This window comes from Segetibacter sp. 3557_3 (genome assembly GCF_004354985.1).
Taxonomy (GTDB): domain Bacteria; phylum Bacteroidota; class Bacteroidia; order Chitinophagales; family Chitinophagaceae; genus Segetibacter.
Genome location: NZ_SMSK01000019.1, coordinates 22,171 through 36,407, shown reverse-complemented (window position 1 = coordinate 36,407; position 14,237 = coordinate 22,171). Strand labels below are relative to the sequence as shown.

General features: G+C 46.9%; 9 protein-coding genes. 6 read left to right on the top strand and 3 right to left on the bottom strand.

Annotated features, from left to right (window positions below):
• Positions 1–93: 93 nt before the first annotated feature.
• From EXU57_RS21280 to EXU57_RS21255, 6 genes are all read left to right on the top strand, one after another.
• Positions 94–1,752, top strand: a complete 1,659-nt coding sequence (locus tag EXU57_RS21280) for a murein L,D-transpeptidase (protein ID WP_133270286.1) — start codon at positions 94–96, stop codon at positions 1,750–1,752.
• Between the two features lie 255 nt (positions 1,753–2,007).
• Entirely contained in the window at positions 2,008–5,301 is a 3,294-nt protein-coding gene (locus EXU57_RS21275; RefSeq protein ID WP_133270285.1) for a S41 family peptidase, read from the top strand.
• A gap of 370 nt (positions 5,302–5,671) precedes the next feature.
• On the top strand, positions 5,672–6,310 hold the full coding sequence (locus EXU57_RS21270) for a vWA domain-containing protein (RefSeq protein ID WP_133270284.1): 639 nt from the start codon (positions 5,672–5,674) through the stop codon (positions 6,308–6,310).
• A gap of 146 nt (positions 6,311–6,456) precedes the next feature.
• Positions 6,457–7,860: a PP2C family serine/threonine-protein phosphatase gene (locus EXU57_RS21265; protein WP_133270283.1), complete on the top strand. Its 1,404-nt coding sequence runs from the start codon at positions 6,457–6,459 to the stop codon at positions 7,858–7,860.
• Positions 7,861–8,069: 209 nt separating this feature from the next.
• The gene (locus EXU57_RS21260; RefSeq protein ID WP_133270282.1) at positions 8,070–9,578 is read left to right on the top strand and encodes a helix-hairpin-helix domain-containing protein; all 1,509 of its coding nucleotides are present in this window, start codon (positions 8,070–8,072) and stop codon (positions 9,576–9,578) included.
• 95 nt (positions 9,579–9,673) lie between these two features.
• Entirely contained in the window at positions 9,674–10,420 is a 747-nt protein-coding gene (locus EXU57_RS21255) for a hypothetical protein (RefSeq protein ID WP_133270281.1), read from the top strand.
• 225 nt (positions 10,421–10,645) lie between these two features.
• Here the strand turns inward: EXU57_RS21255 and EXU57_RS21250 are convergent, their stop codons facing one another.
• The 3 genes from EXU57_RS21250 to EXU57_RS21240 all read right to left on the bottom strand — a co-directional run bounded on the left by EXU57_RS21250 (position 10,646) and on the right by EXU57_RS21240 (position 13,530).
• On the bottom strand, positions 10,646–10,915 hold the full coding sequence (locus tag EXU57_RS21250) for a hypothetical protein (RefSeq protein ID WP_133270280.1): 270 nt from the start codon (positions 10,913–10,915) through the stop codon (positions 10,646–10,648).
• A 759-nt stretch (positions 10,916–11,674) separates the two neighbouring features.
• A complete protein-coding gene (locus tag EXU57_RS21245) occupies positions 11,675–13,234 on the bottom strand; it encodes a protein adenylyltransferase SelO (protein ID WP_133270279.1) in 1,560 nt (519 codons plus the stop codon).
• 107 nt (positions 13,235–13,341) lie between these two features.
• Positions 13,342–13,530 (bottom strand): hypothetical protein, encoded by a 189-nt coding sequence (locus EXU57_RS21240; RefSeq protein ID WP_133270278.1) that lies wholly within the window; start codon positions 13,528–13,530, stop codon positions 13,342–13,344.
• Between the last annotated feature and the right edge of the window lie 707 nt (positions 13,531–14,237).

Sequence of the window (14,237 nt, the reverse complement as noted above, 5' to 3'; positions counted from 1 at the left end):
TGGCTATTGCGAAGCGTTTGCAAGCGCGTTTTGCATTAGCGATCTTCGTGAGGCACATCATTTGTATAATCGTTTGCACAGTAAATTGTTGTTATGAAGCATCTTACCGCATTTACCATTTTTCTTTGTACACTATTGGTGGCCTGCAAATCAACCCCCGACCGCACAGCTACAACCACCTCAAATACATCACCTGATGAGATGCCCTATAACCAGGAGTTTCTGGTTGAACGTGATACCACGATCGACTCATCAATTGCCTACAACGATTTATTCCTGGATACCAGTGCAGTTTCAAAATATATTCAACGCCAGAAATTGCCTGAAGCAGATGCACAAGCACTTAGGGGTTTTTATAACATGCGCAATTTCCAGTATGCCTGGTTTGCAGGTAATGGATTAACAGAACAGGGAAACGGTTTCTGGAATGCCTATACTTATGCAAAGAGCCATGGACAAAAGGACTCGATTCGCGACAAAGCCCTCGTGGCCCAGATGGATAAACTGGCAGATGTCGACACCCTCGTCATCACTCCCGGGGATAGTTCGTTTCTTGAAACCGAAATTGCACTAACCCACCGCTTTATCCGTTATTACAACAATACCACTGAAGAAAGCCTGCTTCATCAGTTACCACTAACCCAGCTGTTACCTGCCCGTAAAACAGACCCGGTTGCAATGGCCGATTCTGTGCTTAAGTTCAGTGCCCAACAACCGGCAAGCGACAGCACCGGGCAACCCTTTTTTGCACTAAAGCGGCAACTGGCCACTTACGACTCCCTTGCAAAAGCGGGCGGCTGGCAACCCATTCATGTGCTGTCAGGCATGCTTAGCAAGGGCCAAAGTTCACCTGTAGTTTCACAGATTAAAAAAAGACTACACGCTACCGGGGAATTGCCGGGTACAGATACAACTACAAAATACAACGACAGCCTGCTAACAGCAGTAAAGGCCTACCAGGAACAAAATGGCTTTAACCCCGACGGGTTCGTTACCGACTCGCTGATTATGTCGATGAATGTGCCCGTACAACAGCGGATCAGCCAGATACTTGTTAACCTGAACAGGATGGCATGGATGCCGCCACAGGTGAAACAAAACTTTGTTGCAGTTAACATTCCTGACTTTATGCTGGAGGTACATGATGGCGACTCGATACCGTTAAAGATGGAAGTTGTAGTTGGAAAAGCCGGCTCTAATACCATGATGTTTACCGGAGACTTAAACCAGGTTGTTTTTAGCCCAACCTGGAATTTACCCGCGAGCATCGTTCGCGAAGAAGTGTTGCCACAGATGCAAAAGAATCCGGGCTACCTGAAGCAGAAGAATATGGAGGTGGTCCGCAGGAATGATTCCTTGCCGGAAATTAGGCAATTACCTGGTCCCGGAAATGCTCTTGGCAGGGTGAAATTCCTGTTTCCGAATAGCTACGATATCTACCTGCACGATACGGAAGCGAGGCACTTGTTTACGCAAAACAAACGTGCATTTAGTCATGGCTGTATCAGGCTTGCCGATGCAGAAAGTATGAGTGGATATGTATTGAGAAATGATCAAAACTGGACACCTGAAAAAATCAGGGCTGCTATGAACGCCAATAAAGAACAGTTTGTGGCGGTGAAATCTCCTATACCAGTGGTGATCACTTATTTTACCACATGGGTTGATAACAACGGCCGAATTCATTTCCGCGACGACATTTATGAACACGATAAACGCACCGGTAATATGATGTTTACCACTGCAGCGTAAGTAACAAAAGGATATCCGAAGGCGACCCATATATGGTCGCCTTTTTTGTTTATGGTTGCTGGTTTATAACTCTTCTTACTCCCGCTGATAGTGATCACATTGAACAATTGTTCAGCGTATACACAACTATGGCTGGCTCCCCTCTGGCCCTCATTTTAGTTCACCCGCAGCGGAGTGTATCAACTTCTCCCTAAATTTGTTTGCTGCCTGCTACCAGCCAAATTCTTCATTATTTTCTTGGTAAAACCAATTCTTATGCAAAAGCTTAAGTGGCTTTTTAGCGCTACTATTCTCTCTATTTTGTTCACGTATTCGGGCCGTATCCTTTTTGCCCAGACCAACGGCAAAGCGGATGTTACAAATACAGGAAAACATTACTACTCCGATCCTGCGATTTCCCCTGACGGAAACGAGTTGGCTTTTGTATCAGGTGGCGACATCTGGACCGTTTCTGCAAACGGTGGGGAAGCCAGGCTGTTGATCTCCCATCCGGACTACGACTCCCGGCCGGTTTACTCGCCCGACGGCAGTGCGATTGCTTTTACCTCTACCCGTTCCGGCAGCGGCGATATCTATGTCATGCAGCTAAATACAGGTGTCTTAAAACGCCTTACTTACGATGATGGGCTGGACGACATCAATGCCTGGTCAAAAGACGGTAGGTACATTTACTTTTCTTCCTCCAGCAGGGAAATTGCCGGTATGCGCGACGTGTTCAGGGTAAGCGTAAACGGTGGTACACCAATGGCAGTAAGTGAGAACCGCTACCTCAGCGAGTTTTTCCCAATGCCTTCACCAGACGGTAAAACACTTGCCATTACAGCCCGGGGCGTTGCCGCTGCACAGTGGTGGCGCAATGGACGCAGCCACCTCGATGAGTCAGAGATTTGGTTAATGAAAGCAGGAACAACCCCTGTTTACGAGAAAATTACATTGGGAGGTGCAAAGGAACTATGGCCTATGTGGAGCAGCGATGGAAAATCGTTGTATTATGTATCGGATAGGGATGGTGCTCAAAACCTTTACATCCGGGAACTGAATGGCACGCCAAAACAACTTACCCGTTTTAAGCAGGGACGTGTACTATTTCCAACCATAGCCTCCAACGGACAGTCTATTGTTTTCGAACGCGATTTCGGTATCTGGAAGTATAACATTAGTACAGCACAAGCATCGCCAATAAACATTACCCGCAAAGGCGCACCCGCAGGACCGGGTGTCGAGCACGTACGCCTCACCACCCAGTTCAGGGATCTTTCTCTTTCACCTGATGGAAAAAAAATTGCCTTTACAGCGCATGGCGACGTATTTGTATCGTCGGCAAAGGATGGGGGCGATGCGATGCGGGTTACCAACACCGGCGCAAATGAGTCGCAGCTGGAGTGGTCGCCAAATAGCAACAGCCTTCTATACCTTTCCGACAGGGACGGCAATGCAAACATTTATCAGTACAACTTTATCTCGCTAATCGAAACAAGGCTCACGAGCAGCGAAAAGGATGATGGGGCACCCGTGTTTTCGCCCGATGGAAAGTCACTTGCCTTTGTGCGCGACGGGGCAGAACTGCGGGTGATGGACCTGGCTACAAAAAAAGAAGTGGTTGTGGCAAAAGGCGCGTTCGGACGTCCACCATTTTCTTCGCAGGGATCCGTGAGCTGGTCGCCCGACGGCAAGTACCTCGCTTATGCATCTTTCGGGTTAAAGTCGTTCCGCAACATTAGCATTGTACCGTCAGCGGGCGGTGAAGCAAGAGCTGTAAGTTTTCTTGCAAACACATTTGGTGGCGAAATAAACTGGAGTGCAGATAGCAAATACATCCTGTTTACAACCGGGCAGCGCACCGAAAACGGCTTTGTTGCCCGTGTTGACCTGGTGCCGCAAAGACCACGTTTCCGCGAGGACCAGTTCCAGAATATGTTCATCGAACAGGTGCAACCTACCACCACAACAACACCTGGCAACCCTGCCCAGCAGAAACCGGCTACAGAAAAAAACAGTCGCTCTAATGATACCATGTTCAAAAGTAAGCCAGGTGTAAAAACACCTGCAGAACCCGTCAATTTTGTTTTTGATGGTATCAGGCAACGCCTCAACCTGCTGCCACTTGGGGTGGATGTAAACGAACACAGCATCAGCAAGGATGGAAATACGCTTTTGATAACCGCTTCCGTTGCAGGCCAGGTAAACCTGTATACCTATTCGCTCGATGAGTTAAGCAGGGAACCAGCAGTGATCAAGCAGCTTACGTCTACACCCGGATCAAAGTCTGCGGCACAGTTTTCTGCCGACGGCAAAGAGGTCTTTTACCTTGAGCAGGGCCGTATTCAATCGGTTAGCCTCGATACCCGGGTGGTAAAGCCCCTTGCAGTTACCGCAGAACTCGACATCGACTTTAATAAAGAAAAACTTGAAGTTTTCAGGCAGGCATGGGATGTGCAAAACAAGGGCTTTTACGATCCCGGTTTTCATGGCACCGATTGGAATGCCGTTAAAGCTACCTATGCACCACTGGCTGCAGGCGCCAGTACCCCCGAGGAGTTACGCCGGATCCTAAGCCTGATGGTTGGCGAACTCAATGCTTCACATTCCGGGATTTCAGGCCCGCCCTCCCCGTTTAATACAGGCAGGCTTGGACTGCGGTTCGATACAGAGGAATATGAACGCGAAGGAAGGCTAAAGATTAAGGAAGTTATTACCCTGGGGCCGGCTGCACTGGGCGGCGAAATAAATGTGGGCGACTTTCTTACTGCGGTAGATGGAACACCTGTTACTGCCACAACAAACCTTGATCAACTGCTCGAAAACAAAATTAACCGCCGGGTAGTGCTTTCCATTAGTGCCAATGGTTCCGGCCAGAATGCACGCAAGATTACCGTTCGGCCCGTTAACCAGCCAACTGAAAAAGGTTTGCTGTACAAGCAATGGGTTCAACAGCAAAGAGATTACGTTGCCCGTGTGAGTGGAGGCAGGCTCGGGTATGTGCACATGTACGATATGTCGGCCGAGTCGCTAAGCCAGCTTTACGTGGATGTTGACGCGGAAAATCATTCGCGGGAGGGCGTGGTGGTAGACGTGCGAAACAACAATGGTGGCTTTGTAAACGCTTATGCGCTCGATGTGCTTAGCCGCAAAGGATATATGACCATGACCGTGCGTGGATTGCCATCCTCCCCTGCACGTACCCAGCTGGGGCAGCGTGCCCTTGACGCTCCTACGATCCTCGTAACTAACCAACATTCCTTATCGGATGCTGAGGATTTTGCGGAAGGCTATCGCACCCTTAAGCTTGGTAAAGTGGTAGGCGAGCCAACTGCCGGATGGATCATCTACACTTCGTCCGCAACGCTTGTCGATGGCACAACCATCAGGCTGCCTTTCATAAAGGTTACCGATCACGAAGGCAAAAACATGGAACTTAACCCCAGGCCGGTCGACATCCCGGTTTCAAATGCTCTGGGGGAAACCAAAAAAGATGCACAATTGGATGTTGCGATTAAAGAATTGCTGAAACAAATCGGAACCGGCAAACAGGGCCTGTCGTCTAAATAGGTGGCCTGCTAAATCCGGCCCCAGGAGTGTCTGTTACAAAAAGAAACAAAAACAGGAATGTATTCTTCTGAAAATGCACTTCACCCCGTTTTTTTATGGCACCAGCACTGATTCTTTGTGGATCTTCTGTTGTGTCACTCCCTTGTACCGCAACAATGCTATTCACCCGGGTCAACTGCCCTTTTATAGCCCGGTTGTTCTCTGGCAATTATTGATGTACAAGCATCAATGGTATCGCCGGCCTTTTTCAACGCCTCGTGGAAGAAGTTCAAGGCCTGGGATTTGCATGCAAGCTAAAACTGTTACAGTCTTATGGGTGCTGCAGCCCAAAAGAATGCACAAGTTAAAACCTACATCTAAATACTATACAATGAGAAGATTACCCGTATACCTCTTATTAGACACATCCGGTTCGATGACCGGTGAACCAATTGAAGCCGTAAAAAATGGCGTGCAGGTAATGATCAGTTCATTACGGCAAAACCCCCAGGCAATTGAAACCGCTTTTATCAGTATCATTTCTTTCGACAGTACTGCAAAGCAACTTGTGCCGTTAACCGACCTTGCTTCTTTTCAAATGGTGGACATAAAGGCATCCGGCACAACAAATCTCGGCGAGGCACTACACCTTGTTGCAACCTCCATTGATAATGAAGTAGCAAAAACTACGGCCGACCAGAAAGGCGACTGGAAACCACTGGTGTTTATCATGACCGATGGTATTCCAACCGACGACTGGCAAAAAGGACTTGAAGAATTTAAAAAGCGCAAAACCGCGTATACCGTTGCCTGTGCTGCCGGCAGCAATGCAGACACCAATGTGCTGAAACAAATCACGGACAACGTAGTTAGTCTTGATACCGCCGATAGCCAAAGCATAGCGAAGTTCTTTACCTGGGTAACCGCATCCATTGGGGTAACCTCCACCAGGGTAGAAGACGCAGGTAAAGAGGTAACCGGCCTGAGTGAACTGCCACCTCCCCCCGCTGAGTTAAACATTGTTGTATAATCTCTATTTAACAGCTGCATAATTGTTACAAGGGCTTTGGCCGGCATACCGGTTTCCAGCGCCCTTGTAACAACTTATCCAGGTCTTCAACATAGGCTGGTATAACGGCACGACCGGATATATGCGCCTGCCTTAAACTCCCGATGATGGCTGATGCCAAGAAAATAGTCCAGGTGCTGTTTGAAGCCAATAACATTCCCATACCGCCAAACCGTGCTGCCATATTCGAACAGTTTATAAAAAAACCCGGTAGTGAGGCAGTAATTCGCGCACTGCTGGCAAATCAAACCGAGCTCATGGAAAAGTGGAAACTGGAAAACAGGATTATGGACATCGCCCAACAGCCGGTCAGGATATTAAACGCGACGGTAGGAAAACCGTACGAAACCTGGTTCGACTTTGACCAGTTGAAATGGAAGGATATAGCTGCTTTTGAATTTACCGGACTGGAAGATATCGGATTAACGTTCGACCCGAAAACAAGCCAGCTATCCGGAGTGCCCGCGCAAAGCGGCGACTACAAGCTGCTGTTCAGGTATCGGTTGCAGGAAGAACCGGAAGATGCTCCATATCACGAGAAAGTTATTCCAATCATCATCAATCCCGATCCGAAATCATTATGGAAGAAGCTGGATAGTAATCAGCAGGATCCCTATTGGAAAGAAGATGATGTAACGGCTTTTGAACCACTTGGCGACAGGTCAATTCTTGTTTCATCAAAACGGGGAAGGTCACATGCAAATGTCGGTTCCTTCAGGGAAGATGATTTTGCGTTTAAAGCACTACCTGGCGGCTGGAACATTGTAGTGGTGGCTGATGGGGCAGGAAGTGCAAAGATCTCCAGGAAAGGCTCAGCCCTTGCCTGCAACACGGTTGTTGAATACTTTCTTGATCAACCCGCAGTTGAGGGAATGGCTGTTTTTGACGAGCTGCTCAAACAGTACAAAACCGATAACTCAGAGATTCAGAAAAAAATAAACCAACACGTTTACAATAACCTTGGTAAGGCAGCCCTGCACGTACATAAAAAGCTGATCGCTTTCGCAGCCGAGGTATCTGTTCCCGTTAAGGACCTGAACACAACCCTAATTTTTACCCTGTTTAAAAAGTACGAAACAGGTTACGCCCTTCTATCGTTTGGTGTTGGTGACTGCCCCATTGCATTGTTAAATAAAGACGTAAGCGAAGTAACCTTAATGAACTGGATTGATGTTGGCGAATTCGGAGGTGGTACCCGCTTTATAACAATGCCCGAAATTTTTCATGATCAAAAATTTGCAACCCGATTTGGTTTTAAGGTGGTTGAAGATTTTTCGTACCTCATTATGATGTCGGATGGGATCTATGATGCCAAGTTTGTAGTGGAAGCTAACCTTCCGAATATAAAAAAGTGGAAGGAGTTTTTGGCGGACCTCGGTGGTAAAAACGAAGATGGCATTAGCGTAGCACTGAGTACGGCAAATCCCGACATCGTTTCGCAATTTTCGGCCTGGATGGATTTCTGGAGCCCGGGAAACCATGACGACCGTACGCTGGCTATTGTTTTCTAAGGAGTTTTTCCGGGTGCTCCCATTCCCGCCTGCCTGCAAACACAGCGGCAGCTTGCAGGCAACGCGAAAGCTGAATAAAGTAAATGCCGTACAAGTGAGTGACACCGCGTCCGACTGGCGTCAGCCGGGCGGGCAACGATGCAGGGAAATGTTATGCTGCCGGTCACCAAAAAGCTAACCTGGTTTGGATCGTAAATAAAATTTTAGCAATGAGTATCAAATCTGTGACATCGGCGATAACACCAGGTAAAACTTACCAGTATGTTGATAATGGGGAACCGATGCGGGGTGGCATGAAGGATGTTTATTTCGGCCCGGATAAATCTTATGTGGTTGCTTTTTACCGGGATGCAAAGGACTTTAATACAAAAGAAAGGCTGCGCAAAATTGTTACCCAGTACTACGATAATTTTTTTAACCGGGAACACGGCGACTACTATAAGGAATTGTATTGCTGGCCCACCGATATGGTGGAAAGCGGCGATAAGGTTGGCCTGATTGTACCGGCTTACGACAAAAACTTTTTTTTTAAAAAGGGATATGCAACTGGCGAAGGCATTAAAGGAAAAGAAAAGCAGGGCTTATGGTTTGCTTCGTCGAAGTTCAGGAACAGGCAATTTCCGCTCCGGCTCGACGAGTCGGAACTAGGATCGTGGTTGAGCTACTTCCAGATAAATATTAAGATAGCCCGGGGTGTAAAAAGATTACATGCGGCGGGACTGGCGCATTCGGATTTATCGTACAAAAACGTTTTGATTGACCCGGTGAGCCGGGCAGCCACAATCATCGATATTGATGGCCTTGTTGTGCCGGGATTATTTCCGCCCGATGTAATTGGAACCGCCGACTTTATTGCGCCCGAGGTGCTCGCTACCAAACACCTGGACCTTAGAGACGCAAACCGGAAACATGCAAACCGCACAACCGACCTGCATGCGTTGGCCGTAATGATTTATATGTACCTGCTTTACCGGCACCCGCTTAAGGGCGGTAAAGTAAACGACCTTGATACGGAAAAAGATGACTTGCTGAGCATGGGTGAGAAGGCACTGTTTATCGAGCACCCTACCGACCTTTCGAACAGGCCTAAAGTAAACCAGCTTGCTAAATCGGCACTGCCCTGGGGAGATGTGGACAAGATACCCTATACTGTTACAGGGCCTTATTTGAAAAAGCTGTTTGACGACGCTTTTGTAGCAGGGTTGCATCATCCGAACCTTCGCCCAAACGCCGACAACTGGGAGCACGCATTGCTAAAAACTACCGACCTGATGCAGCCCTGCAGCAACAGCAGGTGCGACCAGAAGTGGTTTGTATTCGACAACACGACAACCCCTAAGTGCCCGTTTTGCGGCACCCCGGTAAATGGTACCGTGCCGGTTTTGGACCTCTATTACGAATTCAGACCAACGGTTTGGCAACCCGAACACCACCGGTTGATGGTGTACAACAATCAATACCTTTTTCAATGGCACGTTAACCGCAACGTGGTACGTAACGAACGGCTTACCCCAGAGCAAAAAACACCGGTGGGCTATTTTACTTTCTACAACGGCCAATGGGTGCTGGTAAACCAAAAGTTAACCTCGCTAAAAGACCTGACAGAGAACAAGGATATTCCTCCCGGCAAAATGGTGGACATTACCGATGGCAAAAAACTATTGCTCAGCGCTGAAGATGGGGGCCGGGTTGTTATGGTTACGATTGCGAATAAATAACCATTGCAGCATATAATTTGTAATCTTATACCTGGTTTAAAGCGTTAAGTTCCTGACACGCAAATTGCAAAGCTTTACAAATTCAATTAACCGATATGAGTTTACTAAAACAGATATTAAGTCCCTTCGTTGAATTTGAAGAAGAGAAAAAGAAGACTGAGGAAAAACAAAATACCCCGCCGGTAATGCGGGCGCCTTTGCCTGAAGCTGCTTATGTGCCACCCGTGCCGGAGAATGTTGAACATCCACTAATAACGGGCAGCAATATAGCCGCGCCGGCACAGTCTCAACCTGCACCGGCATCATTTCAGCACACCCCGGCACAACCCGCACCGGGCTTGCCATTACCGGAGCACCAACAATATTTTGAGCAGCTCATAGATGATGCGAACGCAAAAAACCCGCTATTTGCAGGCACCGATTTTAAAGAATTTATTGACAGCAAAACCGACATCGGCAATATTACTGATGAAGAAACCCGGTATCGTACGGCATTTAATGTGCTGAAAAGAACGGGGCTAACTAAAGAAAAACTGGTTTCTACTGCACAGGAATACCATAACATTATTGGCCGCGATCTGAACGCATTCCAGGGTGCACATGCGCAACAATACCAACGGGAAGTAAAACATCGCGAACAACTCATCCAGAAAAAAGCCGAAGAGCTACAGGCCCTCACGGAAAAGATAAATGCGCTAAAAAAGGAGATCAGCCAGATCTCCCAGGAAATGACGGAGACAAAGGATAAGCTAAACCTCAAGAAAAACTCTTTCCTGTTAGCTGGTGAGTATAAGCAGGCAGAAATCCAGACGGAGCTGCAGAAAATTCAACAGTACTTTTAAAAGGTGCATAGCCTGTGCTTACCCGTTCTTTCACTTTTGTAATATTTACCGCTTTCGAATTACAAAGCTGACCCTGCTCAGCAAAGACCTGGAATCAAAAAGCCATTTGGAGGGCCCGGAAAAACGTCCTTCAACCAGCAATCCTATGTTTGGATCTACTGGTTGTACAAACATTCCAGTCTTACAAATGGCGTTCGTTTTTTTAAACCGGAAGAATTAAAATGATCAATTCATCTGGCTGTAGGTTATGTGACTAACTTCTTCTGATTTGGCTACAAAGGTTGTTTTACCTTTTTTAGGCTCATCAGCAGGAGTTGCATGACTGCGCTTACTAACCAGCCATGAAATGGCAACCAATACCGGTGCTAACAATGCTAGAAAAAGGTACCGGGTATTGTTGTTTAAATATGCATGTTCCAAAACCGACGCGTCCATCAATACAAATAGCAGGATAAACGTCGCGTCGATGGGAGGAAGATTTTCTTTCCGTGACATCTTGTTTATTTTATGTTGATATGATATTGTTTTTATTTTCTTGTAATTACGCATGGCAGAAATCCGGCTATAGCGGGAACATACCTGTACTTACCTCTGCCTGGGTGCAACACATTGTGTTACCTCGATAAACTGTAGGCTAAAGTTTTGATTGTTGCAGTTGGTACTACTAATTATATTTTGGAGTGATGCACCCGCCGGGCAGGCAACCTGACTGAATTGATGCTGACAGCATAGCCAGATGAATAGTAAATCTTTTGATTAAGCCTGTATGCGTATGCCGGGTAACATTCCGTGCATATTGGATAGAACTTCGGTCATAATGATGAACGAAGTTTCATTCCCCGAGCCTACGAAGGGTTAGGCCGGGGCAAGACTTTTAAAAGCTTTGAAGCTGGAGTAGTAATACATACCGGAGTTAAATGGCAGAAACTCTTTGAACGAACAGGTATAACAGTCGCACAGATCAAGCACCGTATGATACTTGAATTGTTTCGATAAACCGTTATTTATTACCCTGTCCCGCATATAACAAACTTAATAAAAATAATGTATATAAAATGGTTAAATCCGGGGCTGGAATTAGTACTGGTTGACCATCAATCGAAAAAATTTAAAGGGAAATTTATAGCCTCAATTTGACGAATACCGTATTGCCGGGCACATCGATTCATTACAGCACGGCTGCGGCCAAACCGGCAACCCGGTTCAGCCACTTAGCCATACAAATTTGCTGATGGAGAAGTAATGATCTAGGTCTTAGGAGCTGCAACTCAACATCGAACAACCCGCCTTTTGGGTGGCCCATGACGGGCGCTTTACAAAAAATTCCTCAAAGCGATTGCTGTAGGGGTCTTTTATCGCTTCCTGCAGCTTTTGAAACAACCCTGAGTCACCCTTTTCCAGGTCTTCGATAGATTGGTGTAAAAGGTAGTTCCGTAATATAAAGCGGGGATTGCTTTTTCGCATCAGTGCCACTGTGGTTTCAAGATCTGATCCGTTTTCTTTTATGCGTTGAAGGTAGCTGGTGATTACGGTTGTAACCATCTCCTGCTCTGCCTCCTTTAATTCACGGTAAAAACTCTCATTGAAGTGTTGGAGAATGTTTGGTTCTTCTTCATTTAGCTCAACCAGATCGATGAGTAATTGGAAAAAGATCGTCATATCCAGTTTTACTGCTTTCAATATTTTTTCAAAGCGATTGATGAAGTTGATGTCAGCAGGGGTAATCTCGTTAAACCCGAGTTTATCGCCCATCATTCGGTAATATTTGGCCCAATACACATCGTCGTAGGTCTCGAGCGCCGCCTGGATTTTTTCATCATCGTTTACCAGGGGCGAAAGTGCACCCGCAAGACAGGCAAGGTTCCATTTGGCAACCGCGGGCTGCTTACCGAAGGCATAGCGTCGCCCGGGCAAGTCGGTCGTGTTGGGAGTAAAGTTTACGTCATAATCATCAACAAAAGAATACGGACCATAGTCTATGGTTAATCCGAGGATCGACATATTATCGGTATTCATGACACCGTGAACAAAGCCTACCCGCATCCATTCGACAATCATCCCCGCGGTTCGCTCAACCACTTCCTTGTACCAGTCTATCAACTTGTTTTCGCCCTGGATATGCGGGTAGTGGTGATCAATGGTCCAGTCTACCAGTTTCTGTAAGTTTTCGTTTTCTCTACGCGCAGCAAGAATCTCGAAATTGCCAAATCGTATAAAAGTCGGGGCAACCCGCATAACGATTGCACCTGGTTCATATTCAGGATTACCATTGTAAAACATATCCCGCATCACCAGGTCACCGGTGGTAACAAGACTAAGCGCCCTGGTTGTTGGCACGCCCAGGTAATGCATGGCCTCGCTCATCAGGTACTCCCTTAACGACGACCGGAGTACAGCACGGCCATCTGCCATACGGCTATATGGTGTAAGCCCGGGGCCCTTTAACTGCAGCTCCCATGTTTGCCCGGTAGAGGTTTGTAACTCGCCAAGGGTAATTGCCCTTCCGTCGCCCAGTTGTCCTGCCCAATTGCCAAACTGGTGCCCGGCATAACATGCAGCATAAGGATACATGGATGGGGTTACCTGGTTACCACCAAGAACGTCAACTTCTTCCTGGCTTTCCGGCCTGGTAAGCTCGAGTTCCCGGGCAAGCTCATCACTCCAGGCTAGCAGGCTCACTTTCTTTACCGGGGTTGGAGCAACTTTACTGTATAGAACACCCGGGGTCTGGCGGGGTCTTGTATTGCCGCTTTCGTCACCGTCGAAGTGCGTCACAAAATCATTCCTGAAAGTTGCTGAAACAAGATTTTTCATGTTACGTTTATTAGGTTAGGCCCAACAAAGCGTGCGGCCATGCCAAACGACATAGCCGCACATCTCCGCGGTAAAAGGTAGCGCAAACAGGTAGTTGCTACCCGTTGCTAAATGCTGTTTTCCTGTTTTTTCGTGGTGTTGTGGTCTGCACCGTCAGACTCATCTTTTTTATGTTTACCGGTGTCTTTTTTGCTTACGCCAGCTGCTCCTTTTTGGGGGTTTTGCTGACTTTCACCTTTGTTGTTAGTTGTTGTTCCATCTTTTCCTTTGCTGCCGGTATTTTCGTTTTTTGCCATGATGTTTTATTTAGATGTTTGGAAATTCTTTTGAAATAGTAAACTATAGATCCAGATCAAAATGTGTTATCAATATGAGCCCCGGTACGCGCAATAACCACCGGTGCAAATCATCTACCCTGCTTTTAACTCCGCACCCCGCTAATTAGGATGCATATATTCATTCGAACTACGGCAATCATGTTTGTATAGCACTTTCCACAAGTTGAAACGTTGCGCACGCGTGAAGGTGAAAAGCTCCGGCAACTGCCCTGCGTTGTATTAACACCTGATATCGTTAACCCGCTGAGCATCTCAACTACGCTGTTCTATCAAACGCTTATGACCTATAATCCGTCATCATTTCAGCATCCAGGGGTTGCAAGTCAACGGTCTACATCACTCTTATAAAAACTACTGTCTCCAGTCCCGTCCCGGATCCGACAGGGGTTACATTAACCTTATTCACCCGGCAACCACATCCACAATCTAACTGCACCAAAACTTATTGGAATACCGGACCCATGTAGAAATACTTCGAAGATTATGCCACGGGAGTTACGGTCTGTAATGCATCTGCTTTGTCATCATCATTTTGGTTTATTATGGTTGCGCTTGGTTGAGTTCAACCCGATGGCTAGAATATAATCTTTTTAATGGTTTACGCATCGTTAAGTCTTAGTTGTTCCGGCTTCCAATTTCAGGAAGGGATTAACCGCCAAAGCGTT

Bases quoted from the DNA above. Each gene is read 5' to 3' on its own strand.
- EXU57_RS21260 (WP_133270282.1), top strand. From the start codon at position 8,070: ATGAGTATCAAATCTGTGACATCGGCGATAACACCAGGTAAAACTTAC.
- EXU57_RS21255 (WP_133270281.1), top strand. From the start codon at position 9,674: ATGAGTTTACTAAAACAGATATTAAGTCCCTTCGTTGAATTTGAAGAA.
- EXU57_RS21265 (WP_133270283.1), top strand. From the start codon at position 6,457: ATGGCTGATGCCAAGAAAATAGTCCAGGTGCTGTTTGAAGCCAATAAC.
- EXU57_RS21275 (WP_133270285.1), top strand. From the start codon at position 2,008: ATGCAAAAGCTTAAGTGGCTTTTTAGCGCTACTATTCTCTCTATTTTG.
- EXU57_RS21245 (WP_133270279.1), bottom strand. From the start codon at position 13,234: ATGAAAAATCTTGTTTCAGCAACTTTCAGGAATGATTTTGTGACGCAC.
- EXU57_RS21250 (WP_133270280.1), bottom strand. From the start codon at position 10,915: ATGTCACGGAAAGAAAATCTTCCTCCCATCGACGCGACGTTTATCCTG.
- EXU57_RS21280 (WP_133270286.1), top strand. From the start codon at position 94: ATGAAGCATCTTACCGCATTTACCATTTTTCTTTGTACACTATTGGTG.
- EXU57_RS21270 (WP_133270284.1), top strand. From the start codon at position 5,672: ATGAGAAGATTACCCGTATACCTCTTATTAGACACATCCGGTTCGATG.
- EXU57_RS21240 (WP_133270278.1), bottom strand. From the start codon at position 13,530: ATGGCAAAAAACGAAAATACCGGCAGCAAAGGAAAAGATGGAACAACA.